We start from the raw sequence: 25,870 nt of genomic DNA, 5'->3' as shown, positions 1-25,870 counted from the left end.
TCGACTTAGCTAAAGCGAAAGTTGCTTGCAAAATAGGCTAAAAAATGTTGACTTTTCTTGACTTTAAATTGCGGACTTGGTATATTATAGATTGTGTTTAGCACTTGAGTGAGTCGAGTGCTAAAAAGGAAGTGATAATTATGTTAACAAAACGTCAAAGTGATATCCTGCAAGCAATTGTACGCCATTACACCGCCACAGGGCAACCGGTTGGTTCAAAGTTATTGGCAGACAGTTTACCTGAGAAAGTCAGTTCAGCGACTATTCGTAATGAAATGGCTGCACTTGAGGAAATGGGATTAATCGCCAAGGAACATTCGTCATCTGGTCGGGTGCCTTCAACAGTCGGTTATCGGTATTATGTCGATAATTTGCTAGATAAGCAGGCCGTCGATGCGAGTGATGTGGCAATTATTCAGAATTCGTTTGGCCAAGATTTTAATAAAATAGATGAAATTGTTGCCAGGTCGGCTGATATCTTATCCGACTTAACAACATTTACGACATTCACGTTAAAGCCAGAACAAAAAATGGCTCGCTTGAGTGGTTTTCGTTTAGTGCCATTAGGTAATCAGCAAGTCATGGCAATCTTGGTTACTGATAGTGGAGATGTTGAAAGCCAAACGTTCACCATTCCCCGAGATATGAACACCGATGAGTTAGAGTCAGTGATTCGACTCATTAATGATCAATTATCAGGGTTACCATTAACTGAAGTTTTGACGAGATTGCAACAAGATATTCCATTGCGGATTAAGTCCTACATGCGGAGCCCAAGTGGAGTGCTTAATATTTTTGATAACATTTTATCACATGTGTCTAGCGAACAATTTTTCGTTGGTGGAAAAATGAATCTATTAGGTTTTTCACACAATCATGATCCCAATTCACTCCAAGCACTATATGGACTGCTAGATCAAAACGAAAGTTTGTCAACCGTTCTTGACCCACTTGATGATAATATCAACGTGCGGATTGGTTCTGAAATTTCTAATAAATTATTAGATGATTTTAGTTTAATTACCGCGACGTATGATGTGGATCAATATGGGAAAGGCATCATTGCCGTGCTTGGGCCAACACGGATGCCATATTCTCGAACGATTGGATTAGTTAGTGCTTTTCGCGAAGAACTAGCTAAGCAAATGCTAGATTATTATCACCGTTACTACGATCAATAGGAGGTTCCATATTAATGGCTAAAGACGAACACAAGAAAGCCGATGAAGCTGTCGAGGAAGTCAAAGAAGAACAAGTTGAAACACCTGAAGTTGATGAAACCACAGATGCTCCCGAAGTAAAAACCGAAGAAGTTTCTGAAGTAGATCAACTCAAGGCTAAACTAGCGGCAGCAGAAGATTCACTGCTCCGTGAACAAGCTGAAATTCAAAATATGAATAATCGTTTCAAAAAGGAACAATCCAATCTGTTAAAATATGATGGTCAATCATTGGCTAAAGCAATTTTACCAGTCATGGATAATTTGAAACGAGCTCTTGAAATTGAAGTCAGTGACGAAAATGGGCAACAGTTAAAGAAGGGAATTCAAATGGTCCATGATCATTTAGATGAAGCTTTAACCGGCAATTCGGTGACCGAGATTGAATCACTTGGTAAAAAATTTGATCCAACGCTTCATCAGGCTGTGCAAACAGTTCCCGCTGAAGATGGACAAGAGGCTGATACAGTCGTTCAAGTACTACAGGCTGGTTATCAGTTAAAAGATCGAGTTTTACGTCCAGCAATGGTCGTTGTTTCCCAATAATTAAAATAAATAAAAATAAATAAGAAGAGGTAAGTTTAACATGGCAAGTAATAAGATTATCGGAATTGATTTAGGAACTACAAACTCAGCTGTTGCTGTAATGGAAGGTAATGAACCTAAAATCATTACTAACCCAGAAGGTAGCCGGACAACACCATCTGTTGTTTCATTTAAAGATGGCGAAACTCAAGTTGGTGAAGTTGCTAAACGTCAAGCAATCACAAATCCTAACACAATCGTATCAATCAAGAGTCACATGGGTGAAGCTGGTTATACGGTTGAAGTAGAAGGTAAGAAGTATACTCCACAAGAAATTTCAGCAATGATTCTTCAATATTTGAAGAAATATGCTGAAGATTATCTTGGTGATGAAGTGACACAAGCCGTTGTTACGGTACCTGCATACTTCAACGATGCCCAACGTCAAGCTACTAAAGATGCTGGTAAAATTGCCGGCTTAGATGTTAAGCGGATTATCAACGAACCAACTGCATCTTCATTGGCATATGGTCTCGACAAGCAAGATAAAGATGAAAAAGTGCTTGTATATGACCTTGGTGGTGGTACTTTTGATGTTTCCATCCTTGAATTAGGCGATGGCGTGTTCCAAGTACTTTCAACTAATGGTGATACTCATTTAGGTGGGGATGACTTTGACCAAAAGATTATCGACTGGCTTGTTGAAGAATTCAAGGCCGAAAATGGCGTTGATTTAGCTCAAGACAAGATGGCCTTACAACGTTTGAAGGATGCTGCTGAAAAGGCTAAGAAGGACGTTTCTAGCGCTAACGAAGCTACGATCAGTCTTCCATTTATCTCGGCCGGTGCTGCTGGACCACTTCACATGGAAAAAACTATGAGTCGTGCTAAGTTCAACCAATTAACTGTTGATCTTGTAGAACGCACAAAACAACCAGTATTGAACGCTTTGAAGGATGCCGATTTATCATTTGGCGACCTTGACGAAGTGATCTTAAATGGTGGTTCAACTCGTATTCCAGCCGTTCAAGAAGCTGTTAAAGAATTAACTGGTAAAGAACCTAACCACTCAATCAACCCTGATGAAGCCGTTGCAATTGGTGCTGCGGTTCAAGGTGGTGTCTTAACTGGTGATGTTAAGGATGTTGTTTTACTTGATGTTACGCCACTTTCACTTGGTATCGAAACTATGGGTGGTGTGATGACTCAATTGATTGAACGGAATACTACTATTCCTACTTCAAAGAGCCAAACATTCTCAACTGCCGCTGATAACCAACCAGCTGTTGATATCCATGTGTTACAAGGTGAACGTCCAATGGCCGCTGACAACAAGACACTAGGTAACTTCCAATTAAGTGATATTCCTGCTGCTCCTCGTGGTGTTCCACAAATTCAAGTTACATTTGATATCGATAAGAACGGTATTGTAAATGTATCAGCTAAAGATTTGGGTACTAACAAGGAACAAAAGATTACCATCAAGAGTAATTCAGGACTTTCAGATGACGAAATCGATCGTATGATGAAGGAAGCTTCAGAAAACGAAGAAGCTGATAAGGCTAAAAAAGAAGAAGTTGATTTGAATAATGAAGTTGATCAACTATTATTCCAAGTTGATAAGACTTTGAAAGACCTTAAAGGTAAAGTTACCGATGAAGAAGTCAAAAAGGCTGAAGATGCACGTGATGCATTAAAGAAGGCTAAAGAAGACGGCAACACCGAAGACATGAAGACCAAGAAGGACGAATTGAATGAAATCGTTCAAGAATTAACTGTTAAGTTGTATCAACAAGCTCAAGACGCCCAAGGTGCTGATGGAGCAGGTAGCGGTGCAGCTGATGGTTCAGATGGTAAGAAGTCAGATGACAATACCGTTGATGGTGACTTTGAGGAAGTAGACCCTAAAGACAAGAAATAAATTAAGTGTGACAAAGCCCGTCTAAACAATGAGTATTAACGATAAATAATAAAATTTCTGAACTTGAAATTTGTATTATTTAAGTTAAGCGGAATTGATTGGGCTTTGGAACCGGCCAAGAGTTGAAGTTAGCGAATTTAACTGACTTTGAGAGCTGATTAATAATTTGATAGTAAAAGCCAAAGTCATGTACTTTGGCTTTTACTTGGTACTAGACTTTATGGTATAACTAAGGGACTACTTTATAACGGAGGATCCAAGAAATGGCAGACAAAAATCCATACGATGTGCTGGGCGTTAGTAAAGATGCCTCTCAAGACGAGATTAAAAAAGCATATCGTAAATTATCAAAAAAATATCATCCTGATTTGAACAAAGAAGCAGGAGCTGAAGATAAATTTAAAGAAGTTAATGAAGCTTTTGAAACAGTCGGTGATGAACAAAAACGTCAACAATATGACACTTATGGTTCAGCTGGATCACAAGGTGGTTTTGGTGGAGGCGGCGGCTTCGGCGGTGGTCAATATCAACAAGGCGGTTTCGGTGGCGGTGGATTTGACGACATCTTTAGCCAATTCTTTGGTGGCGGTGGTCAACAACGTCGTGATCCATCTGCCCCTCGTCAAGGACGTGATTTACAGTATAATATGACTTTGAAGTTTGAAGAAGCCATTTTTGGTAAAACCACAACTATCAAGTACAACCGAGAAGCATACTGTGGAACTTGTGATGGTACTGGTGCAAAGCCAGGTACTTCACCTGTAACTTGTTCTAAGTGTGGCGGTAGTGGAACGATTGATGTGATTCAAAACACGCCTTTAGGTCGGATGCGTTCAACCCAAACTTGTGATGTTTGTGGTGGGACTGGTAAAGAAATCAAAGAAAAATGTGAAACTTGTCATGGTTCTGGCCACGTGTCAGAACGTCATGAATTAAAAGTTGATGTTCCAGCTGGGGTTGATGACGGCCAACAAATGCGTCTTCAAAATCAAGGTGAAGCCGGCGAGAACAAAGGCCCTTATGGTGATCTTTACATCGTCTTCACAGTGACTCCAAGTCGTGAGTTCACACGTGATGGAAATGATATCTTCTTTGATCAACCAATCTCGTTTGCACAAGCAGCGCTTGGTGACGAAATTGAAGTTAAGACCGTTCATGGGGATGTTAAATTAAAAATCCCTGCTGGTACTCAAACTGAGACTAACTTCCGCTTACGTGGTAAGGGAGTTCCTCGTGTGAATGGTAACGGTAATGGGGATGAACACGTTAAAGTACGTGTTGAGACTCCTAAGAATATGAACAAACAACAAAAAGAAGCACTCCAAGCATTTGCTGTTGCTTCCGGACAAAAAGTTTCTGGTGTCAAAAAAGGTGTCTTTGATAAATTAAAAGATGCGTTTGATGATTAAAAACTAGGTAATCTTTCTGCCGATTAACTTCTGAGCACTAACGAAAAATATCTCATCGTGATTTTCCATAAATCACGATGAGATTTTTTGTATTATTCGAAAAAGTTATGTGGCAAAATTCGATTAAGTGCTATAATTTGCGTATTCAAATAAATTAACCACTAGGAGTGCCAATTTAGTTTGGCTGAGATCATGAAAATGAAATTCTGGAACCTGATCTAGTTGATGCTAGCGTAGGAAAGTGGAGCAAATATTCATTGATTTCATCCTTTTCTATGTTGAAGAAGGTGCATTTTTTTTGCACCAAATAATTGGAATGGAGAAAAAATCATGGCAAATGCAGTAATGGCAATTCAAGTTTTACCTGAAGCAGATTCAACAGATGAATTACTCCGACTAGTCGACGTGGCAATCGCAGAAATTAATGCAACTGGGATGTCATATGAAGTCGGGGCTTTTGAAACGACGGTTGAAGGTGACCTAGATGATTTAATTAAATTAATTCATCAAATGCAATTATCAGTCACCAAAAGTGGTGCGCCAAGAATTAGTAACTATATCAAATTATCGTATGCGCCAACAGAACATATTTTAACAACTGATGAAAAATTAGCTAAGTATCGGGATGTAAACCGTAAAAATAGTGGAGCTGAATAGCTGGAATAACTAGTAGATTGTTCTTGATTGAAAGTCAGAATAATCTATTTTTTTATAAGGTTGATTAATGACGTGACTCCACGGTTTAGCGTATACTAATAGTATATTATCGAAGTGAAAAGGGGAATACTATGAGTCATTTTTATGAGAGTTTTCATCCAAACAATTACAACATTTATTTAGATATTAATCGGGCCACCAAAACGATTACTGGTAAGACCATTATTCGCGGTGAAGCCTTAGCGTCATCGATTTCAATCCATCAAAAATATTTGGATATTAAAAGTGTCCTCGTTGATAACCAAGCTGCCATCTTCAAAATGCGAGACGAAGCAATTTTATTGCCAGATGTTAAAACTGGCGATATCGAAGTTATCATTGAATATTCAGCCAAGTTAACCGATTCAATGATGGGCATTTATCCGTCATACTATGAAGTTGACGGCGAAAAGAAACAACTAATTGGGACTCAATTTGAAACAACTTTTGCACGTCAAGCATTCCCATCAGTTGATGAACCAGCAGCAAAAGCGACTTTTGATTTAGCCATTAAATTTGATGAACATCCAGGCGAAACCATTATTGCAAATATGCCTGAAATTCGGGTGGAGGATGGGGTTCATTATTTTGAAACGACCGTCAAAATGTCAACTTATTTAGTCGCATTTGCGTTTGGGGAAATGCTAAGTAAATATACGACCACTGAAAGTGGCGTAAAAATTGGTGTTTTCGCTACGAAAGCCCATCAAGCCAAAGAACTAGATTTTGGCTTAGACATTGCCAAACGTTCAATTGAATTTTACGAAGATTTCTATCAAACACCTTATCCATTGCCACATTCATGGCAATTAGCCTTACCAGACTTTTCTGCTGGAGCAATGGAAAACTGGGGCTTGGTGACATATCGAGAAGCATATTTGTTGATTGATCCAGATAATACCTCATTATCTACTAAACAACTGGTTTCGACGGTGATTTCACATGAATTAGCGCATCAATGGTTCGGTGATTTGGTTACAATGAAGTGGTGGGATGATTTATGGTTAAACGAAAGTTTTGCCAACATGATGGAATATGTGGCGATTGATGCCCTTGAACCTGACTGGAAGATTTGGGAAAGCTTCCAAACCTCTGAAGCACCCGCCGCCTTGCAACGCGATGCGATTGATGGTGTTCAGTCAGTGCACGTTCAAGTTGAAGACCCAGCTGAAATTGATTCATTGTTTGATGGTGCAATTGTCTATGCTAAAGGTGCCAGAATGCTAGTAATGGTTCGTGCTTTAATTGGTGATGATGCACTGCGAAAAGGCCTAAAGAATTATTTTGCCAGTCATCAATTTGGTAATGCCACCGGCGCAGATTTGTGGGCAGCATTAGGTGAAACATCCGGGATGGATATTGGTAGGATCATGCAATCATGGTTGGAACAACCAGGTTATCCCGTGGTTAACGCTAAGGTTGTTGATGGAAAATTGACAATCAGTCAGTCACAATTCTTTATTGGTGAAAATGAACCCAAAGCACGGCAATGGCAAATTCCATTGAACAGTAATTATGCTGAAGCGCCAGCAATCTTTGCTGACACAGAAACCACCTTGGGTAACTATCAACAGTTGCGGTCACAAAATGGCGCTCCCTTTAGATTGAACGTAGGGAATAACTCTCATTTCATCGTGAAGTATGATGAGAAGTTATTAGCAGATATCATTGAACATGTGGATGAACTAGATTCAATTTCACAATTACAATTGCTGCAAGACCTGCGCTTATTAGCTGAAGGTGGCCAAATTTCCTATGCAACTGTCGTACCATTATTGGGTCACTTTATCACGAGTCCCTCCAATATTGTTAACTCAGCGCTCTATAGTTTAGCGAATGATTTGAAAAAATTTGTGACACCGAATTCAGTTGCAGAGCAGCAATTACAAGCCTTCTTTAATAAGATGAGTGATAATCAAGTCAATCGCTTAGGTTGGCTCCCAGTTGATGGTGAGACGAATGATGATCAATTAACACGACCATACGTCTTGAACGCAACCTTATATGCTGAAAATCAAAAATCAATTGAGATGGCCCATCAGATTTATCAAAATAATGCCGACAAAGTAGCTGATCTACCGGCAGATGTGCGAGTATTTATTTTGAAAAATGAGATTAAAAATTATGGTAATCGTGATTTAGTCAATCAAATGTTAACAGCTTATCGACAAACAGCTGATGCCAGTTATAAGTCAGACTTAAGGGTTGCAGTAACTAGTACCCAAGATGCAGACTTGATTAAACAAATTGTGACCGAATTTAAAAATGCAGAAACGATTAAACCTCAGGATTTACGGGCCTGGTTCCGTGGAATTTTGGCCAACAGTCATGGGGAACAAGCTGCCTGGGATTGGATTCGCAATGATTGGGATTGGTTAGAAAAAACTGTCGGTGGAGATATGGAATTCACCACTTACATTACGGTAATTGCCGGTATTTTCAAGACACCAACTCGGTTGAAAGAATTTAAATATTTCTTCTGGCCTATGCTTGAAACACCTGGTTTAAAACGTGAAATCACGATGGACTTAAAAGTGATTGAAAGTCGGGTTAATTTAATTGCAGCGGAACAAGTTGCAGTTAATCAAGCAGTGGAAGCACAAATTAAGTAACTATCTGAGAGCTTAGGTAATTTCTAGGCTCTTTTTTAGTTACCAGCAAAAAATGGTAAAATTGACTTGATCTAAAACCCGTTTCATAGAATAAACTATGTGAAAATGCTAAAGGAGTGGTTGAGATGGTTAAACATATATTTTCAGACATGGATGGGACGTTACTGAACGAAGTAGGGGCGTTGAATGAGCGAAACGTCGAATTAATTAAGCAAAGTCAGATTCCATTTACACTAGTTTCCGCACGTGCACCCATGGAAATGGAGTTTGCCATGACGGCATTAAATCTCCAAGGGCCTCAAATTGCCTTTAATGGTGGCTTGATATTTACAGGCCAAGAGAACAATAAAAAAATCATTGATCAGCATTATCTCGATTATGATGCAACAGAAATTCTGCTCACTCAAATCAAACAACAATTTCCCAACGTGAGTCAAAGTTTTTATGACTTAGACGATTGGTATACTGAAAAAATTGATGACGGCATTAAATTAGAATCCGGTATGACCAATATGGTGCCACAAATTGTGAGTATACGAGATTATTTAAGTGATCCAACTCATCATACGTTTAAAATTATGTTGATCTCGTTTGATAGTGAAGAAATGAAACGATTAAAACAATTTGTCCAAGAATTAGGTATTTCAGGCATTTCGGCTCAACAAGCTGGAGCAAATTATTTTGAAATCACGGATGGTCAAGCCAAAAAGTCGCATGGGATTAACTATGTGATGGAACAGGAACATTTGACGAAGATTGAGACAGCGGCCTTTGGAGATGGCCACAATGATTTACCAATGCTAGAAATGGTTGGTAATCCAATTGTGATGGACAATGCCGCACCAGAAATTAAAACAATTGCCAAATATATCACTAAAAGCAATATTGAAGACGGAGTTGGTTATGGAATCACACACTATCTTCAATAAATTCAATTTGGAGATGTGACATGACGAATATTCATGATATTGCCAAGAAAAGTGGCGTTTCAGCTTCAACGGTTTCCAGAGTGTTGAATGGTAAAAACTACGTAGCCAACTCGACGCGTTTAGCGGTCGAAGCGGCGATGAAAGAATTGAATTATGTTCCTAACGATATCGCTCGGGATTTGAGTCATGGTCGAAATTATAACGTGGGTGTAATTTTGCCGCATACGAAACATCCATATTTTACGCAAATATTGAGCGGAATTATTGCATCCTCATTTGAATCAGATTATCGAGTGGTGATTTTACCATCCCAATACAATGAGTCAGTGGAAATTGATTATTTAGAACAATTACGTCGCAAAGCTTTTGATGCGCTAATCTTCATTTCCCATGAAATTTCCTTAGATAAAATTACGGAATATTCTCAATATGGTCGGATTGTGGTCTGTGAAAATCCAAATCGTGAGGATGTTTTCGCAGTATATTCCAAACGAAGAACAACATATTTAGAAGCGTTTAAATGGCTCAAAAGCCAACAAATTGAACAAGTCGCAGTTTTGCTGAGTCGTGATTATGCCAGTAGCGTCACGAGCCAAATTACCTTGGATGCATATCAATCGATTTTTACTAAATTGCCCAACAATGATCTACTCTTCGAAACCGTGACCACGTTTCAAGACGGATACGAGGCTGCCCAAACGATCATTAAGCAGCAGTTAAATGTGCAGTGTATTTTTACAAATGGGGATGATGTGGCAGCCGGCGTGGTTCAAGCCTATCAAGCGCATCAAAAGACGCCGCCACTCGTGATTGGGCAAGAAAATCAATTGAGCGGTCAGCTACTCAATATTCCGACAATCAATCATCATTTCGACAAACTAGGTCGCCAAGCGTTAGAGCTGGTTACTGGCGCGGGTGAAATGCAACAAGTCGTCATTGAATCAGATTTCATTATTAGGTAAAAATAGGGCTTGCCTTAAAGTGCACTCTAAGGTCTATAGTATGGGTATTGAACAAATATATCTTTACAGAGGAGTTTAACTGATGAAAGCAGCAGCATTTATTGAACCAGGAAAAGTTGAAATTCATGAAGTCCCAAAACCCAGTGTTTCAAAACCAAATGAAGCAGTGATTCGCATTGTTCGGGCCTGTGTTTGTGGATCTGATTTAGGTGGTATCGTGGCTTAGCCCCACGTGAAAAAGATTCGTTGGTCGGTCATGAAGCGATTGGAATCGTTGAAGAAGTTGGTTCTGAAGTGACTAACGTAGCCGTTGGTGATTTTGTGATTGCTCCATTTACACATGGTTGTGGTCATTGTGCTGCCTGTTTAGCTGGTTTCGATGGTAACTGTTTGAACGCACCAGCTGGTGGTTCCGCCTATCAAGCCGAATATCTGTTATTTAATAACGCCGACTGGGCACTCGTTAAAGTTCCGGGTGATCCAAAATCATTTTCAGATGAGATGCTGAATTCTTTATTGAGTTTGGCTGATGTGATGGCAACCGGTTATCACGCTGCAGTATCTGCCGAGGTTAAAACTGGCGATACAGTGGTTGTTATGGGTGACGGGGCAGTTGGATTATGCGGTATTATTGGTGCCAAATTATTAGGGGCTAAACGAATCATCGCTATGAGTCGTCATGCAGACCGTCAAAAATTAGCGACAGAATTTGGTGCCACAGACATTATTGCTGAACGTGGGGATGAAGCAGTCGCACGCGTGATGGAATTGACTGATGGTGGTGCCGATGCCGTATTGGAATGTGTCGGAACGGAACAATCAGTTGATACCGCTGTTAAAGTTGGTCGTCCAGGCGCCGTTGTCGGTCGTGTCGGTGTACCACAAAAATCTGATATGAATACGAATAACTTATTCTGGCGTAATATTGGCCTCCGTGGCGGAATTGCCTCAGTGACCACTTATGACAAGAGTGTCTTATTAAACGCAGTTCTCAGCGGTAAAATTGAACCTGGTAAGGTCTTTACCCAGTCATTTGCCTTAGATGATATCCAATCTGCTTATGAAGCCATGGATCAACGTACTGCCATTAAATCATTGGTGAAAGTTAGTACACTTTAGGAGTAATTATGAACATTAAAGAAGCAAGTCAAATTACGGGAGTTTCTTCTGAAACTATCCGTTACTATGAGAAAATCGGCTTAGTCCCACCAATTGACCGCAAGGAAACCGGCGTTAGAGATATTGACGAACGTATCATTCGTCGTATCAATTTTGCCCGTCAAATGCGGTCGGCGGGGATGAGTGTAGAAAATTTGCAAAAATATATTCAATTATTTGATACCGATGAAAATAATCAGCAAGAACAATTGGATTTATTGCAGGAACAATTAGAAGTACTGGAAGAAAAACGGGACGATTTAACTGCAGCAATTAATCATCTGACCTTCAAATTAGCCAATCACGGTAAACATATGACGACGTTTGAAGAAGAATTACATGAATTAGAACAGCAACAACAAAAACATCCGAAGACGCTGTATGATGATGTGGATGTAAAAAAATAACTAGACAAAATAAATCAGTTAATTTATGATAAAGCCATAAAGTTGAATAATTCTTCGGGGCAGGGTGAAATTCCCGACCGACGGTAACGAGGTGAAACTCGAAGTCCGTGACCCGCATTTATTTATGCGGTTGAGCTAGTGCAAATCTAGAACCGACAGTTAAAGTCTGGATGGGAGAAGAAATTAGTGTAAGACGATTGATGGTCGCACTGGATGCTTTTTTTGTATCCGTGCAATCGTTAATCCATTAAACTAGTCTATTTAGTCAAGTGGCTGGGAAAAAACTAACCAGCTATAGAAAAATCGACCAAGAATTCTATAATTAATAGAATTTTTGGTCGGTTTTTTGTTTTTTTTATATTTGATAATTGTTTATGTGAAAAATTAGCGGTTGCTTTGGTTAAAATTCCCGCTAATTTTGTTAGATTCATTGTCATTAATAGAATACCCAATTCATTTTCCACAGGCTGTTTCCCTCTAAGATGAGTTCTGCGCACACCAAAAATGGACTTCATTCTGCCAAACATTGGCTCAACATCATACTTACGATGCGAATAAATCTCTGAGCCTTGATCAGATGAAAGTAAATCCTTAACATAATTTTTAAAGTAGTTCCAAGTTGGATTATAGGCAACCTGTCGTTGCCTTCCCTTAGGGGTTTTAGCTAGTTCATCTAGCTTGAATGTTTCCTGTGTTTTATCCGCTTCATAAATTTTGAACTGTCGTTCGTATCCATATTTATCATGACGAATACTGTATCGTTTAAAACTGAATTTAACACTCAAATGATCCGTATAGTAATCGTCTGCGGCATTGTACTTCCAATTGTGTATTCGTGTAGGATCATTTTTAAATTTGCGCTTCTGTTCCTTTTCATACATACCATACGGTATCAGTGGTGTCTTATCAAAATCGTCGACAATCGCGGAATAATTAGATTCACTACCGTAACCTGCATCCGCCACGATGTATTTAAACAAATCGAGTGAATGCATGTCAGATAAAAATGGTAATAAAGTTCTCGTATCCGTCGGATTCGAGAAAATTCCGTAATTTAGCACGAACTGTCCATTAGTGGCAGCCTGTAAATTATATCCAGGCTTTAATTGACCATTCATCATTGGATCTTCCTTCATACGCATAAAGGTAGCATCATGGTCGGTTTTTGAAAAACTGTTCCGACCATTAAAAAGGCGTTCAGCTTCTTCGTACTTTTTTGCTCGGGGCAAATAATCATTTTCCATTTTGTGCGCTAATTTTTTGAGTTTTCGCCGCTGTTGTTTATTCTTAGAGCCACCTTTGATAACCTTCGGTTCTTGTTCAATGACATAATCTAAGTGAGTAATTTCATCGTGCGTTTTTTCTAAAATCTCAGCTAATCCATCGCTAGACGTTAGGTATTCTTTCTCCATTTCTTTGACAACTTGATTTTCAATCAATTCTTCATAAAGGAGCACAATTTTTTCTTTTAGTTTTGGATAGAATTTATCAACTGCACGTTTCCAAGTAAATGAGTACTTATTTGCATCGGCTTCAATCTTCGTACCATCAATAAATAAGGCCTCATCTTCAATCATACCGTTGTCGGCTAACAACTTGGTAAAGTAAATAAAGGAAATCTTGATTAAGTTAGAAACTTCTTTACTGGATCGAAAATTATTGATTGTTTTGTAAGAAATTGTGGCATCTTGACTCAACCATTTCATTGGAATATTTTCGGTATTCATTTCAACAATTCTACGTCCAGAAAATACTTTGCGAGAATACGCGAAAAGGAGCATTTTTATTAACATAGCCGGATGATAAGCAGGACGACCGGTGGTCGCCACAGAGGTTTCAATAATATTATGCGGAATTGTCTCAACAAACATATCAATTAGTCTCGCAATATGGTTATTAGGAATATCAAAATTTAAGTTTAAAGCGATGCTAGTTTGTGCTGTGTTATAATTCTTGTACATGGAAGGAAACTCCTTTACTGTTTTGTTGTTTGGTTTGGTCGCTAACATCATAACAGGAATTTACTTCCTGTGTACATAGTTAAAGGGACTTTGGAGTGTTTTTCCAAAGTCCCTTTATTTTTTATAGTCTGGAATTAGTTTTTTCCCAGCCACTTTTTATTTTTTCAAGAAAGGGGAATAACAATGGATAATTTGTATATGCAACAAGCTGTTGACCTTGCAAAAAAAGGACGGCGGAATACTTATCGTAATCCACTGGTTGGTGCAATTTTTGTTAAAGACAAGCAAGTAATTGCCAGTGGATACCATGCCAGATATGGCGATAAACATGCAGAAAGGATGGCAATTGATTCTTGTTCAACCCTCGAAGAATTGAAGAATTCAACTTTATATGTGACGTTAGAACCTTGCACGCATTTTGGTAAGCAACCGCCATGTGTGGATGCCGTGATAGCGAGCGGGGTCAGCCGAGTGGTGATTGGCCAATCGGATCCTAACCCAGTCGTATCAATGAAAGGCACACAAAAATTAAGAGAACATGGAATTCAGGTTGATTTTAATGACCTGGGACAAACGGTTCAAGCATTGAACCCGTATTACAACTATTATTTTGAACATAACTTACCGTATATTGTGCTTAAACAGGCGATTAGTTTGGACGGTAAAATTACCGCCCAATCTGGGACGAGAACTCAAATTACGGGTGCAAGTGTCAATCAACAAGTGCATGATGAGCGGAATGAGTTTCAAGCCATTTTAGTCGGTAGTGAAACAGTATTAGTCGATAATCCAACTTTACTGGCCAGCGGTGCAACGAACTTTCCATCCATTCGCGTGGTGTTAGATCGCCAAGGACGTTGTTTGAATCGGCCAGAATTAAACATTTTTAACTCACAAGCGCCAACTTGGATTTTCACAACGAAAAAAACTAATCAACTATTGTCATCGAATGTCCAACTCTTTGAAAATGAAACTTGGACGATTGAATCGGTGGTCTCATATTTGGCGAAGCAAGGTGTGCAGTCGGTTTACGTAGAAGGCGGTGCCCAGATTCACAACCAGTTTTTAGCAGCTAATTTATTTAATGAATTAATTACTTATGTTGGTTCAGAAGTGATTGGGAGCGGTGGCATACCATCTTTTTCAGGCAACCAAGCCAATCCAACTAGTCAAGCAATGAAACTAAAGTCAGTTCAGCAATTCGGCAATGATGTCAGAATTGTGAGTGAGAGGGTGGAATAAATGTTTACCGGATTAATTCAAGCAGTCGGCACCGTAAAATCAATTCAACGTAGTGGTCAGCACTCTCAAGTCACCATTGCAGCGGACTCCAAACTATTAGAGGATTATCAAATTGGTGACAGCATGGCTATTAACGGTGTGTGTTTAACAGCGATTCAAGTCAACGAAGGTAATTTTACCGTTGACGTTATGCCAACCACGTCTGACAAAACAACCTTTAAACAATTGGCTTTTGATGCACGAGTCAATTTAGAGCGAGCAATGCCTGCCAACGGCCGGTTTGAAGGCCATATTGTGGCAGGGCATGTTGATACCACCACTAGAGTCAAAATAATTAGAGAAAATGAAAATTCAGTCCAAATGACCTTTGTCTATCCAGCAAGTTTGCAAGGACAAATTGTCGCCGAAGGTTCCATTGCGATTAATGGGACCAGTTTGACAGTGGCAACAGTTGGAGCCAATGAATTTTCCATTTCGCTGATTCCACATTCATTAACACAAACTAACTTTGGACAATTAAAAATTGGTGATCAAGTCAATCTAGAAACGGATATGTTAGCGAAATATGTCCAGTCATTACTAGGAGGAAAAACCTATGCAAGTTGAACAAGCAATTGAAGATTTAAAGCAGGGAAAATTAATTGTCGTGGCAGATGATGAAGACCGCGAAGGTGAAGGTGACATTATCGGTTTAGCGAGTCAGGTGACTCCGGAAAAAATCAACTTTATCACTAAACATGCACGTGGATTATTATGTATCCCAGTTACGGCTCAAAAAGGAACCCAATTAGGCCTTCAGTCAATGGCACGTGACAGTCACGATGCGTTTGGAACAGCCTTTATGGCAGGAATTGACGCCAAGTCAACCACCACAGGTGTGTCAGCCTATGACCGGGCGATGACGATTAAAGCCGTCGCACAACCAGATAGCCAGGCCAGTGATTTTTATCAACCAGGGCATTTATTCCCGTTAGTCGCTAAAGACGGTGGGGTCCGTGAGCGAAATGGTCACACCGAAGCAGCAATAGATTTAGCCAAACTTGCTGGTGAAGACGCCGCCTATATATGTGAAATTCTTGCTGATGACGGTCATATGGCCCGCACCGTTAAGTTACGTGAGCTCGCCGTTGAATGGCAATTAACAATGATAACCATCGCTGAATTAATAACATATCTCAATCAACAAGCGATGACACCAGTGGCCGATGTAAAATTACCTAATCAGTATGGAGACTTTCAATTGACAGCCTTCACTGACGAAACAGGTAAGAATCAATTAGTGTTATCGATGGGTGATTGGACTAATCCAGCTGAAGTACCATTAATTCGAATCCACTCAGAGTGCATGACTGGTGATGTCTTTGGTTCTCATCGTTGTGATTGTGGGGAGCAACTTGATGAAGCAATGCGCCAAATTGCAGAATATGGTGTTGGAGCAGTCATCTATTTACGCCAAGAAGGACGGGGAATTGGCCTGGTTAATAAGTTAAAGGCCTATGAACTGCAAGAAGCGGGGATGGATACCTACGAGGCCAATGTAGCGTTAGGATTTGAACCTGATGAACGCCATTACGATTGGGTCGTGAAATTGTTGCAAACAAATGGAGTACGAACAATCAAGTTGCTAACGAATAATCCCGAAAAGATTGACGAATTAGAAGATGCAGGGATTGCTATACAAGCACGACTGCCGTTACAAACGACCATTTATCAAGAAAATAAAAATTATCTACAAACTAAACAACATAAATTTAATCACATGTTGTCAATTTAAAGGAGAAGCAAGATGACAGTTTATGAAGGACAATTTAATGATCAAAATGCCAAGGTAGCAATTGTTGTCGCACGATTTAATGATTTTATCACCAGTAAGTTATTAGCCGGGGCACAAGATACCCTAACTCGTCACGGTGTGAACGCTGATCAAATTGATGTGTACTGGGTGCCGGGAGCATTTGAAATTCCATTTATTACCAAAAAAGTGTTGGCTACGAAAAAATATGATGGCATCGTTACATTAGGAGCTGTCATTCGTGGGGCAACCACACATTACGACCTGGTTTGTAATGAAGTGGCGAAGGGCGTTGGTCAGCTAAGCTTAAATGCGGATGTACCAGTCGTCTTTGGTGTGGTAACGACAGAATCAATCGAGCAAGCTATTGATCGTGCCGGTGCGAAGAGCGGGAACAAAGGTAGTGACGTCGCGCAAAGTTTGTTAGAAATGATGTCATTGAATTCGTTGATAAAATAAAATGAATTAAACTCGAATTTGCTTGCAGTTTCTTCTCGTTGTGAACTGCTCCTATCATGGTATACTAGTACATGACGATACACGGAGAAAGTGAGAACAAAATGACCTTAGAAGAAATGAAAGAACGACAAAGTCACATCCGGAATTTTTCGATTGTGGCGCATATTGATCATGGTAAATCAACGTTGGCAGACCGCATTTTGGAACTGACAGATACGGTGTCAAAGCGGGAAATGCAAGCACAGTTGCTTGATACGATGGATTTGGAACGCGAACGTGGCATTACGATTAAGTTGAATGCTGTGGCCCTTAGTTATAAAGCTGAAGACGGAGAAACATATATATTCCATTTAATTGATACACCAGGACACGTGGACTTTTCATATGAAGTTTCACGTTCTTTGGCTGCCTGTGAAGGTGCCATTTTGGTGGTTGATGCTGCCCAAGGTGTCGAAGCTCAAACCTTAGCGAACGTTTACTTAGCTTTGGATAATGATTTGGAAATTATTCCAGTCATTAACAAAATTGATTTACCATCCGCTGATCCTGAGATGGTTAAGGGACAAATTGAAAATCAGATTGGTTTAGATGCCTCTGATGCGATTTTAGCCAGCGCCAAAGCTGGTATCGGAATTGAAGAGATTTTGGAACGAGTGGTGACTGATATTCCTGCACCAGATGGTGATTTGGAAGCACCTTTGAAAGCCTTGATTTTTGATTCAATTTACGATGAATATCGTGGTGTCGTTTTAAGTGTTCGAATTAAAGAAGGAACGGTTAAACCAGGCGACAAAATTCGGTTAATGAATAGTGGTGCTGAATATGAAGTCGTCGAAGTGGGAGTTAACTCACCTAAACCAATCAAGAGTGAATTATTGATGGCTGGGGATGTTGGTTATATTACCGCTAGCATCAAAGACATCCAAGAGACTTCAGTCGGTGATACGATTACCAATGCTAATCACCCAACTGATTCGCCATTAGAGGGTTATCGGAAGATGACACCAATGGTCTATTCAGGCTTGTATCCAACTGACAACGCTAAGTTTGTTGATTTACGTGAAGCTTTGGAAAAACTGCAATTAAATGATGCAGCATTAACGTTTGAACCTGAATCATCGACGGCTTTAGGCTTTGGATTCCGTTGTGGATTCCTAGGACTCTTGCACATGGATGTGGTTCAAGAACGGTTGGAACGTGAATTTAACTTAGACCTAATAACGACCGCACCATCAGTTACTTATAAAGTAGACTTAAATGATGGTGGCGAAAAGATTGTCGAAAACCCATCTGATATGCCAGATGCTTCAGAAATCAGTGACATTAATGAACCATATGTGTTCGCACAAATTATCGTACCTAACGAATATGTTGGGGCCGTGATGGAACTGGCACAACGCAAACGTGGTATTTTTGAGACGATGGATTATCTAGATGATATCCGAGTTAACGTGAAGTATCATATTCCATTGTCAGAAATCATCTTTGATTTCTTTGATAAGTTGAAGAGTAGCACCAAGGGGTATGCTTCGTTAGATTATGAAATAGAAGAATATCGTCCAAGCGAATTAGTTAAAATCGATATTTTGTTGAATGGTGATAAAGTCGATGCCTTGAGTTTCATTGCTCACCGTGAATTTGCCGAAGCACGTGGACGTGATATTACTTCACGTTTGAAGAAAATCATCCCACGTTCTAACTTTGAAATTCCCGTTCAAGCAGCAATTGGTGCCAAAATTATCGCCCGTACCAATATCAAAGCTTACCGTAAAGACGTTACCGCCAAAATTCATACCGGTGATCCTGATCGTCGTGCTAAATTGCTCGACAAACAGAAAAAGGGTAAGAAGAGAATGAAATCTATCGGTACTGTCGAAGTACCTCAAGAAGCCTTTATGACTGTTCTTCAAACTGGTGACGATGAAAATGGTAAAAAATAGTTGATATAACAACATTCTTGGAGCTGACTCAGAAATGAGTAAGCTCTTTTTTTGATGAATTTCCGCCATTTTGCCGCCGGCGTAACCAACTCGGCGGCAAAATATACATAAAAAAATGAAATATACATTAATTTGCCGCCGGACGTTTCCCTTGAATGCTGTCCATGATATTAATCGTGTTTTTCTCCATTTTTTGAGTAACATGTACATACGTGTTCATCGTTGTTTCAAGTTTTGAATGCCCAAGACGAACTTGGATTTCTTTTGGTTCAGCTCCATTTTCTAAAAGCATAGTTGCGTGAGTGTGTCGTAGTGAATGAAATTTGAAATTAATATCAGTTAATTTTTGAACTTTTTCACTGTAATGTTTAATTGAATGGGGTGTTACTGGTGAGCCATCTTCATGAGTGCATACAAAATTATTATTATCAACGTACAGGTTTCGGTATCTAATACGATTTTCCATTTGTGCTTTTCGTTTAGCTTTTAGTTCATCGATTAAAACTTGGCCAATCATAATGGTTCGAATACTGGCAGGGGTCTTTGGAGTGCTGATTACAATTTCTTTATTTTTAAACATTGCCATATTCTTGTCTATTCTAATTGTGCCAGCATCTAAGTCAACTTTGTCCCACGTTAAGGCGCAAACCTCACCACGTCGCATTCCGGTATTGAAAGCAAGCACCAAAGGCATATGGAATAAATGAGCAGGTGGGTATATTTCTAGTATTTCATGGTATTGAGACAACGTAATGAGATGCAGACTTTCTCGTGTCACTTCATTTGACTCTAATGCAAAGCGGGGCATACGAATATAAACTGCTGGATTATCCTTGATAATCTGGTAAGGGAACACAGCCATTTTGAATCCATTTTTAACCACAGTGCCGATTATTTCCACGGTATGTTTTGCGAGTCCAGAAGTACCTAGTTTATCGAACATGCGTTGAAGCGCAGCAATGTTCATATTTTGAATTTTGTAAATCCCAATTTCCGGTTTGATATATTTGGTAATGATGTTTAGATAATTCAGTTGGGTATTACGTTTCAATTCCTTAACGACATATTGTTGATACCAATAGTCGAAGTAATCAGCGACTGATATGTTGCTAAGTTGAACTTGAATACCACCACGATCGTATTCTTCCATTGCTTTTCGTAACGCATCTTCGGCTTCTGGTTTGGTGTCACCACCTCGATGTTCCACACGTTGTCTTTTACCATCAATTGGTGCCGTGTCAAAGACATAGTACCAACCATTTCCTCTTTTTCTTACGTAACCTCTTGCCATAATAAAATCCATTCCTTTCATAAAAGCATATTGATTATTAATCGAACGTATGTTCTTTTGATGCTAAAAAGAAAAGCCCGTATGGGCCAATCATTAATCCGTTTCTGGATAGATGGTTAGATCTTTAATTGGATATTTTGTTGGTAAATCAATGATTGCATTTCTAACATCAGTTCCAAGTTTAATAATTTTTTGAGTAATAGGACTATTTATATTTGAAGGGCCTGGAATAAATTTCAAAGTGAAATTTTCACCTTTTAAAGTTGAGAAAGTAATATCAAACTTGTCAATTTTAATCATATTACCACGACCTGCAGCAAGCCCAGCAATGGCTCCAACTGTTCCAAATAAAATACCACCTAATAGCGCACTTCCTGCACCAGAATCATTTGAGCCAAACTCATGATAGTCAATCTTAAAACTCTGCAGTTCATTGAATTTTATTTTCTTATTAGGCCCTGCAGGGTGTATCAAACTGTTTGTATTAACCTTCAAAAACTCTTTATCATAATCTATAAAGAAAAATTTATTAACTTTGTGTAATGAACTAGACATTTAATCAACTCCAATCTTTATACAACAACTTTAAGACTTTCTCTATATTCGCTTGCTTCAGGGATTTCATTGAAGTCAATAGTTAGGTCTTTGTATTGATTAAGCGTGTCTTTTATTTCATCAATGCTTAGATTGAAGTATTCCTTACGTGAGTTCATCTTGTTGATACGTTTATCTGCAAATTTATCATGTAGTTCGGATTCCAATTTATAAGCATCGTAGCTAAAGATTAAGGCATGAACGTCAAATTTAAATGGGACTGACGCACTTCCCAATTCATCAACACGCTCCATGGGTTCCAATCTGCGAGTTACACCAATTTTTAATACGTTTTTTCCAAATGACCCAATGTTAGAAATGATATAAACATATCCTGCTGTTGAATTTTCGATTCTATAATCAAGCTCATTTTTTTGCTTTTCATTCTCATTAATTTTAGCTTGAAGCTCATCGATTTGTTTTTGTAATGCAAGCTGTTCTTTTTCACTTTTAGATTTCATTTCTGATTTCAGCTCATCAAGCATGGTCGAAAAATGTTTGATTTCTTTGTCGATATTTTTTTGTTTATCTGCAATTTCTTTTTGTAATGCTTTTTCTTCCTTTTCACGTTGGCGTTGTTCGCGAAGATCTTCTTTTTCTTGTTGTTTTTTTGTTTCGTACTCAAATCCAACGTATAATTCATCAAGTTTACTATCAAGGTATTTGGATGATAAGGAAATACCATTTGGATCATTTAATTTATTTAAATCAGTAAATGATTTTTCAATTTTCTTTTCAATTCGACCAATATTAGAATATGAAACCTTATTGATAGCAGCTTCTGATTCACCATTAAATGTTCTGATTAATTGTTTCCCATTCTTTTTCTGCATAGATTTTCCACGTGAAGCAGACCCATCAAGAGTCATTGGCCTAAAGATGATTATAGCTAGTTCATTCTTTATCATTTCTTTTTGGCTTAATCTAATTTCATCAAGTCTAGCTTTGTATGAAAGAGAGTTTGAAAAATCATACCGCGGTTCGTACAATCCGAAAGATTCAACATTTACTTGATCAGTTAATTCGATAACTTGATTTGATAAAGTTGCTTTTTTATTTTCTAGTTCATTAATTTCAATAGCTAAATCATCTTTTTGCTTTTTTGTATCCAGTAGTGCTGTTTGAGCATTTTTTTGTTCTGCCAGTAACTTTTTTGATAGTAAATCTATTTCTGCATTCTTATTTTGTATTAATTTTTCAAATTCATTATTTTTGTCTTGAATTAATTCGTCAATTTCAGCAGGTTTCATTTGTTTCAATGAAAGCTTTTCGCTAGCCTTAATTTTTAGTTCTTCATTTTCTTTTTTTAATTGTTTAATATGAAAAAAATCGGTAACATTTATTTTAATTTGCGACTTTTCTTCCGATGAAGATACACTTTTTTCTATGGTATTCGGTTCGGATATTGTGCTGGTGTTATTTTTAGACGTTGAATCATCAGGTATCCAACTACGAATTAAAAATAAATCCACAATAGTCCAAGGTATTGTAATTATTATCAAAAATCCAAAGGACAATACTGTAATTAATAGCATTGTAATAGCTGTCCATTTTTTTCCAATATAAAATCTATGTCCACCAAATATTCCTAAGAAAACGGCTAAAATGTATGCAGTGGTTCTATTCTTGGTTTTCGGTACTGATACTTGCAATTGAAATTCCTCCAAAGTATTTTATCCCAATTACCAGAGTTTTTTGTCTTTAGGGTTTGGACACGAAACTATATACCAAATTTATATCCTAGTTTATCCATCACTTGATTCTCCATATCAAGTGGGATTCCGAATTGTTCCATGAAATTAACAACATTGACGTTTTCAATATCACCTTTATACATATTATAGTAGTCAATGAGTAAATCAACGGCTGTTAAGTTCGCATGTACCTCGTACTTAGACTTGGAAGCATAAGTGGTGAAATACAAGACTCCATCATCGTGGTTAAGAATATGTGCAATTTCATGAGCTATCTGAAAAGGTAGCTCTTTTTGATTATGCCAATTCATATTAATGATGATTCTGTTTTCATCTGCAATTGCCATTGATGGGGTTTCAGGTGAAAGGGGAGCAAGGTCAATACCAATCATATTTTCCATTGCTAAATTTAAAAGATAGGTTATAACTTTATTCATTTATTCCAATCCCTTAAGTATTCGTTTTAATATTTCTTTATCTGCATCAGGAATTTCTTTGCCACGGTACGTCATTGGCTTGTGACCATCGAGTCCGTCATCTAATGCGATATCTTCAGTGGGGTCGGATTTATTTACATTATCATTTCCAAGAAGATAGTCTGTTGAAACTTTATAATAACCAGCCAACTTTAAAAGCGTTTCAGAGTCAGGTTGGTTTCGGTTGTTTTCTAAATGAGAATAGTTAGCGCGTGATATTTCTAAATCTGCTGCAACCATTTCTTGTGTTTTGTTAATGGAACTACGTAAATCTTTCAATCTATCGCCAAGCAAATTGATGACCTCCTTTGATAATATATGTATCAGTATAGATACAAAAAGTATCGAAAACAACAAAAGATACAAAAAGTTTCAAAAAAACATTGACGATACAAAATGTATCATGTATTATAGTCCTTGTGATACGAAACGTATCGGAAAGAGGGTGAAATATTGAAACGAGAAAATTTAATCGAAGCAAGAAAATCAAAGGGACTAACTCAATATGAGCTGGCTGATGCATTAAGCATTGCTGAGATTACCGTTCGCAAGATTGAAAACGGAGATAGAAATCCAAGTACTAAAAGTGCAATGGAATTTAGCCGATATTTCAATCTTGATATTAAAGTTTTATTTCCTGATATTTTTTTGCCTTCTTTTGATACAAAAGGTATCAATGATAACTCGAGTACGGAGGAGGTGACGTTGTGAAATATCTGAAAGATGTGAGAAAGAATTTAAAACTCACACAACCACAAATGGCCGAGAAGTTGAATTATTCCAAATCTCATTACATTCAAGTTGAGAATGAATTTACTAAACCGAGCTTTGAGTTCTTACAAAGAGTGTTTGATTTGGCTGAAGGAAAGATTGATATGAATAAATTTTTCCAATAAAAAAGCATACAGCAATTTAATAGTCCACTTACGATGAGCACCGAGTTTTAACGCTCCGAAAAACACCGCGGTAGGGATCTAATAAAAAGTGATCTCTGTATGCTTTGCAGCTATTAAAATAATCAAAATACTTCGATCAAAAAGTACTCTAAAATTTCGCCGGTGCTACAACCGACACTGTTATTAGAATAGATTTCGTTTTCCCCTTTGAGACAATTTCTTACTCTCGCCTGCACTGCCTGTAGGTTCCTGAAATAGTAAGAAGCACGTAATTGACTCACTTTTAGATTGATTAGCATCGGGGAGTGCAAGGATTTCTCCAAAACGAGTACATCTACTTTGATACAGGAATGTTCAAAAATTCGGTCAAAATGCACCAACTCCTCTTTGTGAAGAATAATTTTAGAACATTTTTATTGTACTAAAGTTTCGGTCATACAGAAACAATATATTTAATTTTCAAATAGCGAAAGGTGGTGATACAGATGAATAAAACACAATTAATTCGTGAAATCAAAGGGCTTCGAAATGATTTGCCTGAATCAACATTAGTATTGATGTCTGATGAAACGTTGAAGAATGTTTTAACTGTTGAAATTGGACGTGTTGAACTAGAAGCACAAGAAATGGCAAATGAAGTAATGGCCTAATTCTATTTAACCTTTCATGTCGGTTATACGACTATTCAAATATGAAAGGTGGTGATATTTATGGATGTTACTGTACATCAAAGTGCCAATATCAGTAGATTCCTTGGACGAACCATGAAGGTAAATAGAAAAACTGCTACGGAAGTTGGAAAGCTTATAGGTTACTCGCAACCACTTATTTCGAAAATGAAATCAGGGGATGCAGCATTGCAATTCGATGCCATCAATTCTTTGTTCAAAGCGTTGCCTGAACAATCTGAATTTCTACGAATTGATATTGCAAATCAGATCACTGGATTTACACCACCAGTTGCCAATGGAGATAGGTTGGCTGAAACACCTTTAGCAATCGCAAGTCGCATGAGACGAGAGATTGATGAGGTTGAGGAAGCGTTAAAAGCAACTGATGATGAGTTCGAATCTAAACCGGAATTTGTTCATGACACAAGAGATATTGTTGATCTTGATAAAAAGTTATTTAATGTAATGCTTTTGGCTCAAACGTTGGTCGCACTTACTGGTAATCATTTTGGAATTGATATCCAAAAGATGGCTAAAGATAGCGAACAAGTTTGGAAAGCTGAACGATTAGTTAAATAGGGAGGTGATAAAAATGACTACATTAAAATTGTCTCGGGCAAAATGGGTTACAACAATTCAGGATGCCGCTTTGAAAATAAATACTTCACCATCAAATGTTCGAGCACTGATTGATTTAGGCTTCATTCAAACTCTTAAATTAACAAAAATTGAGGTTATTCCAAATGATGAATTGAAACGATTCATGATGGCTAACCTTGGAGTTGATTTGTCTGAAGCAATTAATGCAGAAATAGATAGAAAAAAACGTGAAAAGGAAGCGTCAGCATGATAGAAAAATTAATGATTAAATATGAAGATTTCTTTTTAGAAGATGCTAATTTTGATCCAATTGCTCAAGGCGTATTAATTGGGATGGCATCATTTGCAGCAACGTTAGTAGCAATCATTTCAATTTACGCATTGCTAAAATAGTTATCTTTTGAGGAGGTACAAGA

Annotated in this window: 26 protein-coding genes, 1 pseudogene and 2 riboswitches; of the genes and pseudogenes, 21 read left to right on the top strand and 6 right to left on the bottom strand. The window is 38.2% G+C overall.

Annotated elements, in window-relative coordinates; genetic code table 11:
* The first annotated feature begins 140 nt into the window (after positions 1-140).
* From hrcA to F0161_RS06920, 10 genes and pseudogenes are all read left to right on the top strand, one after another.
* Entirely contained in the window at positions 141-1,181 is a 1,041-nt protein-coding gene (hrcA, locus tag F0161_RS06965) for a heat-inducible transcriptional repressor HrcA (RefSeq protein WP_150204157.1), read from the top strand.
* 14 nt (positions 1,182-1,195) lie between these two features.
* On the top strand, positions 1,196-1,765 hold the full coding sequence (gene grpE, locus F0161_RS06960; RefSeq protein ID WP_150204156.1) for a nucleotide exchange factor GrpE: 570 nt from the start codon (positions 1,196-1,198) through the stop codon (positions 1,763-1,765).
* Positions 1,766-1,805: 40 nt separating this feature from the next.
* The gene (gene dnaK / locus F0161_RS06955) at positions 1,806-3,665 is read left to right on the top strand and encodes a molecular chaperone DnaK (RefSeq protein ID WP_150204155.1); all 1,860 of its coding nucleotides are present in this window, start codon (positions 1,806-1,808) and stop codon (positions 3,663-3,665) included.
* A 263-nt stretch (positions 3,666-3,928) separates the two neighbouring features.
* Entirely contained in the window at positions 3,929-5,074 is a 1,146-nt protein-coding gene (gene dnaJ, locus F0161_RS06950) for a molecular chaperone DnaJ (RefSeq protein WP_150204154.1), read from the top strand.
* Between the two features lie 153 nt (positions 5,075-5,227).
* A riboswitch (TPP riboswitch) is annotated at positions 5,228-5,331 on the top strand.
* Positions 5,332-5,404: 73 nt separating this feature from the next.
* Entirely contained in the window at positions 5,405-5,731 is a 327-nt protein-coding gene (locus tag F0161_RS06945; protein ID WP_137601125.1) for a thiamine-binding protein, read from the top strand.
* Between the two features lie 131 nt (positions 5,732-5,862).
* On the top strand, positions 5,863-8,382 hold the full coding sequence (locus tag F0161_RS06940) for a M1 family metallopeptidase (protein WP_137601124.1): 2,520 nt from the start codon (positions 5,863-5,865) through the stop codon (positions 8,380-8,382).
* Positions 8,383-8,507: 125 nt separating this feature from the next.
* Positions 8,508-9,311 carry an HAD family hydrolase gene (locus F0161_RS06935; RefSeq protein WP_150204153.1) on the top strand — a complete coding sequence of 268 codons (804 nt, stop codon included), beginning with the start codon at positions 8,508-8,510 and terminating at the stop codon, positions 9,309-9,311.
* 20 nt (positions 9,312-9,331) lie between these two features.
* Complete coding sequence (locus F0161_RS06930; protein WP_150204152.1) at positions 9,332-10,273, top strand: LacI family DNA-binding transcriptional regulator; 942 nt, start codon at positions 9,332-9,334, stop codon at positions 10,271-10,273.
* Between the two features lie 82 nt (positions 10,274-10,355).
* A pseudogene (locus tag F0161_RS06925) lies at positions 10,356-11,392 on the top strand (zinc-dependent alcohol dehydrogenase family protein).
* A gap of 8 nt (positions 11,393-11,400) precedes the next feature.
* On the top strand, positions 11,401-11,838 hold the full coding sequence (locus F0161_RS06920; RefSeq protein ID WP_150204151.1) for a MerR family transcriptional regulator: 438 nt from the start codon (positions 11,401-11,403) through the stop codon (positions 11,836-11,838).
* 46 nt (positions 11,839-11,884) lie between these two features.
* Positions 11,885-12,024, top strand: a riboswitch (FMN riboswitch).
* A gap of 98 nt (positions 12,025-12,122) precedes the next feature.
* On the opposite strand, the gene F0161_RS06915 is transcribed toward F0161_RS06920, so the two are convergent.
* Positions 12,123-13,799, bottom strand: coding sequence for an IS1182 family transposase (locus F0161_RS06915; protein ID WP_051552863.1), 1,677 nt, complete (start codon positions 13,797-13,799; stop codon positions 12,123-12,125).
* Positions 13,800-13,982: 183 nt separating this feature from the next.
* On the opposite strand from F0161_RS06915, the gene ribD reads away from it, so the two are divergent.
* The 5 genes from ribD to lepA all read left to right on the top strand — a co-directional run bounded on the left by ribD (position 13,983) and on the right by lepA (position 19,232).
* Positions 13,983-15,041 (top strand): bifunctional diaminohydroxyphosphoribosylaminopyrimidine deaminase/5-amino-6-(5-phosphoribosylamino)uracil reductase RibD, encoded by a 1,059-nt coding sequence (gene ribD / locus F0161_RS06910; protein WP_150204150.1) that lies wholly within the window; start codon positions 13,983-13,985, stop codon positions 15,039-15,041.
* A complete protein-coding gene (locus F0161_RS06905) occupies positions 15,042-15,647 on the top strand; it encodes a riboflavin synthase (protein WP_150204149.1) in 606 nt (201 codons plus the stop codon).
* Positions 15,637-16,815, top strand: coding sequence for a GTP cyclohydrolase II (gene ribA / locus F0161_RS06900; protein ID WP_150204148.1), 1,179 nt, complete (start codon positions 15,637-15,639; stop codon positions 16,813-16,815). The genes F0161_RS06905 and ribA overlap by 11 nt, the downstream gene beginning before the upstream one ends.
* Before the next feature lie 12 nt (positions 16,816-16,827).
* Complete coding sequence (gene ribH, locus F0161_RS06895; protein WP_137601117.1) at positions 16,828-17,292, top strand: 6,7-dimethyl-8-ribityllumazine synthase; 465 nt, start codon at positions 16,828-16,830, stop codon at positions 17,290-17,292.
* Positions 17,293-17,393: 101 nt separating this feature from the next.
* Complete coding sequence (gene lepA, locus F0161_RS06890) at positions 17,394-19,232, top strand: translation elongation factor 4 (protein WP_150204665.1); 1,839 nt, start codon at positions 17,394-17,396, stop codon at positions 19,230-19,232.
* A gap of 127 nt (positions 19,233-19,359) precedes the next feature.
* On the opposite strand, the gene F0161_RS06885 is transcribed toward lepA, so the two are convergent.
* The 5 genes from F0161_RS06885 to F0161_RS11720 all read right to left on the bottom strand — a co-directional run bounded on the left by F0161_RS06885 (position 19,360) and on the right by F0161_RS11720 (position 23,581).
* A complete protein-coding gene (locus tag F0161_RS06885) occupies positions 19,360-20,544 on the bottom strand; it encodes a tyrosine-type recombinase/integrase (RefSeq protein WP_225423084.1) in 1,185 nt (394 codons plus the stop codon).
* Positions 20,545-20,616: 72 nt separating this feature from the next.
* Positions 20,617-21,078, bottom strand: coding sequence for a hypothetical protein (locus F0161_RS06880; protein ID WP_150204147.1), 462 nt, complete (start codon positions 21,076-21,078; stop codon positions 20,617-20,619).
* A 17-nt stretch (positions 21,079-21,095) separates the two neighbouring features.
* Complete coding sequence (locus F0161_RS06875) at positions 21,096-22,769, bottom strand: DUF4041 domain-containing protein (RefSeq protein WP_225423082.1); 1,674 nt, start codon at positions 22,767-22,769, stop codon at positions 21,096-21,098.
* A gap of 68 nt (positions 22,770-22,837) precedes the next feature.
* Positions 22,838-23,248 (bottom strand): ImmA/IrrE family metallo-endopeptidase, encoded by a 411-nt coding sequence (locus F0161_RS06870; protein WP_150204145.1) that lies wholly within the window; start codon positions 23,246-23,248, stop codon positions 22,838-22,840.
* Positions 23,249-23,581, bottom strand: a complete 333-nt coding sequence (locus tag F0161_RS11720) for a helix-turn-helix domain-containing protein (protein WP_150204144.1) — start codon at positions 23,579-23,581, stop codon at positions 23,249-23,251.
* A 159-nt stretch (positions 23,582-23,740) separates the two neighbouring features.
* On the opposite strand from F0161_RS11720, the gene F0161_RS06860 reads away from it, so the two are divergent.
* From F0161_RS06860 to F0161_RS11435, 6 genes are all read left to right on the top strand, one after another.
* Positions 23,741-23,998: a helix-turn-helix transcriptional regulator gene (locus F0161_RS06860; protein WP_150204143.1), complete on the top strand. Its 258-nt coding sequence runs from the start codon at positions 23,741-23,743 to the stop codon at positions 23,996-23,998.
* The gene (locus F0161_RS06855; protein WP_150204142.1) at positions 23,995-24,183 is read left to right on the top strand and encodes a helix-turn-helix domain-containing protein; all 189 of its coding nucleotides are present in this window, start codon (positions 23,995-23,997) and stop codon (positions 24,181-24,183) included. Before F0161_RS06860 ends, F0161_RS06855 begins: the two co-directional genes overlap by 4 nt.
* Before the next feature lie 485 nt (positions 24,184-24,668).
* Positions 24,669-24,833, top strand: coding sequence for a hypothetical protein (locus F0161_RS11440; RefSeq protein ID WP_190318847.1), 165 nt, complete (start codon positions 24,669-24,671; stop codon positions 24,831-24,833).
* A 60-nt stretch (positions 24,834-24,893) separates the two neighbouring features.
* Positions 24,894-25,433 carry a helix-turn-helix domain-containing protein gene (locus tag F0161_RS06850; RefSeq protein WP_150204141.1) on the top strand — a complete coding sequence of 180 codons (540 nt, stop codon included), beginning with the start codon at positions 24,894-24,896 and terminating at the stop codon, positions 25,431-25,433.
* A 13-nt stretch (positions 25,434-25,446) separates the two neighbouring features.
* On the top strand, positions 25,447-25,704 hold the full coding sequence (locus F0161_RS06845) for a DNA-binding protein (protein WP_150204140.1): 258 nt from the start codon (positions 25,447-25,449) through the stop codon (positions 25,702-25,704).
* Positions 25,701-25,847, top strand: coding sequence for a hypothetical protein (locus F0161_RS11435; protein ID WP_190318846.1), 147 nt, complete (start codon positions 25,701-25,703; stop codon positions 25,845-25,847). The genes F0161_RS06845 and F0161_RS11435 overlap by 4 nt, the downstream gene beginning before the upstream one ends.
* Positions 25,848-25,870 lie beyond the last annotated feature (23 nt).

This window comes from Paucilactobacillus nenjiangensis (assembly GCF_008632615.1).
GTDB classification, from domain to species: domain Bacteria; phylum Bacillota; class Bacilli; order Lactobacillales; family Lactobacillaceae; genus Paucilactobacillus; species Paucilactobacillus nenjiangensis.
Note: the sequence above shows the minus strand (reverse complement) of the source record. Positions and strands in the feature narration are given on the sequence as shown.

What these genes read in the sequence shown, in the direction of transcription:
- hrcA (WP_150204157.1), top strand. Translation starts at nt 141, where the DNA reads ATGTTAACAAAACGTCAAAGTGATATCCTGCAAGCAATTGTACGCCAT.
- grpE (WP_150204156.1), top strand. Translation starts at nt 1,196, where the DNA reads ATGGCTAAAGACGAACACAAGAAAGCCGATGAAGCTGTCGAGGAAGTC.
- dnaK (WP_150204155.1), top strand. Translation starts at nt 1,806, where the DNA reads ATGGCAAGTAATAAGATTATCGGAATTGATTTAGGAACTACAAACTCA.
- dnaJ (WP_150204154.1), top strand. Translation starts at nt 3,929, where the DNA reads ATGGCAGACAAAAATCCATACGATGTGCTGGGCGTTAGTAAAGATGCC.
- F0161_RS06945 (WP_137601125.1), top strand. Translation starts at nt 5,405, where the DNA reads ATGGCAAATGCAGTAATGGCAATTCAAGTTTTACCTGAAGCAGATTCA.
- F0161_RS06940 (WP_137601124.1), top strand. Translation starts at nt 5,863, where the DNA reads ATGAGTCATTTTTATGAGAGTTTTCATCCAAACAATTACAACATTTAT.
- F0161_RS06935 (WP_150204153.1), top strand. Translation starts at nt 8,508, where the DNA reads ATGGTTAAACATATATTTTCAGACATGGATGGGACGTTACTGAACGAA.
- F0161_RS06930 (WP_150204152.1), top strand. Translation starts at nt 9,332, where the DNA reads ATGACGAATATTCATGATATTGCCAAGAAAAGTGGCGTTTCAGCTTCA.
- F0161_RS06920 (WP_150204151.1), top strand. Translation starts at nt 11,401, where the DNA reads ATGAACATTAAAGAAGCAAGTCAAATTACGGGAGTTTCTTCTGAAACT.
- F0161_RS06915 (WP_051552863.1), bottom strand. Translation starts at nt 13,799, where the DNA reads ATGTACAAGAATTATAACACAGCACAAACTAGCATCGCTTTAAACTTA.
- ribD (WP_150204150.1), top strand. Translation starts at nt 13,983, where the DNA reads ATGGATAATTTGTATATGCAACAAGCTGTTGACCTTGCAAAAAAAGGA.
- F0161_RS06905 (WP_150204149.1), top strand. Translation starts at nt 15,042, where the DNA reads ATGTTTACCGGATTAATTCAAGCAGTCGGCACCGTAAAATCAATTCAA.
- ribA (WP_150204148.1), top strand. Translation starts at nt 15,637, where the DNA reads ATGCAAGTTGAACAAGCAATTGAAGATTTAAAGCAGGGAAAATTAATT.
- ribH (WP_137601117.1), top strand. Translation starts at nt 16,828, where the DNA reads ATGACAGTTTATGAAGGACAATTTAATGATCAAAATGCCAAGGTAGCA.
- lepA (WP_150204665.1), top strand. Translation starts at nt 17,394, where the DNA reads ATGACCTTAGAAGAAATGAAAGAACGACAAAGTCACATCCGGAATTTT.
- F0161_RS06885 (WP_225423084.1), bottom strand. Translation starts at nt 20,544, where the DNA reads ATGAAAGGAATGGATTTTATTATGGCAAGAGGTTACGTAAGAAAAAGA.
- F0161_RS06880 (WP_150204147.1), bottom strand. Translation starts at nt 21,078, where the DNA reads ATGTCTAGTTCATTACACAAAGTTAATAAATTTTTCTTTATAGATTAT.
- F0161_RS06870 (WP_150204145.1), bottom strand. Translation starts at nt 23,248, where the DNA reads ATGAATAAAGTTATAACCTATCTTTTAAATTTAGCAATGGAAAATATG.
- F0161_RS11440 (WP_190318847.1), top strand. Translation starts at nt 24,669, where the DNA reads ATGAATAAAACACAATTAATTCGTGAAATCAAAGGGCTTCGAAATGAT.
- F0161_RS06850 (WP_150204141.1), top strand. Translation starts at nt 24,894, where the DNA reads ATGGATGTTACTGTACATCAAAGTGCCAATATCAGTAGATTCCTTGGA.
- F0161_RS06845 (WP_150204140.1), top strand. Translation starts at nt 25,447, where the DNA reads ATGACTACATTAAAATTGTCTCGGGCAAAATGGGTTACAACAATTCAG.
- F0161_RS11435 (WP_190318846.1), top strand. Translation starts at nt 25,701, where the DNA reads ATGATAGAAAAATTAATGATTAAATATGAAGATTTCTTTTTAGAAGAT.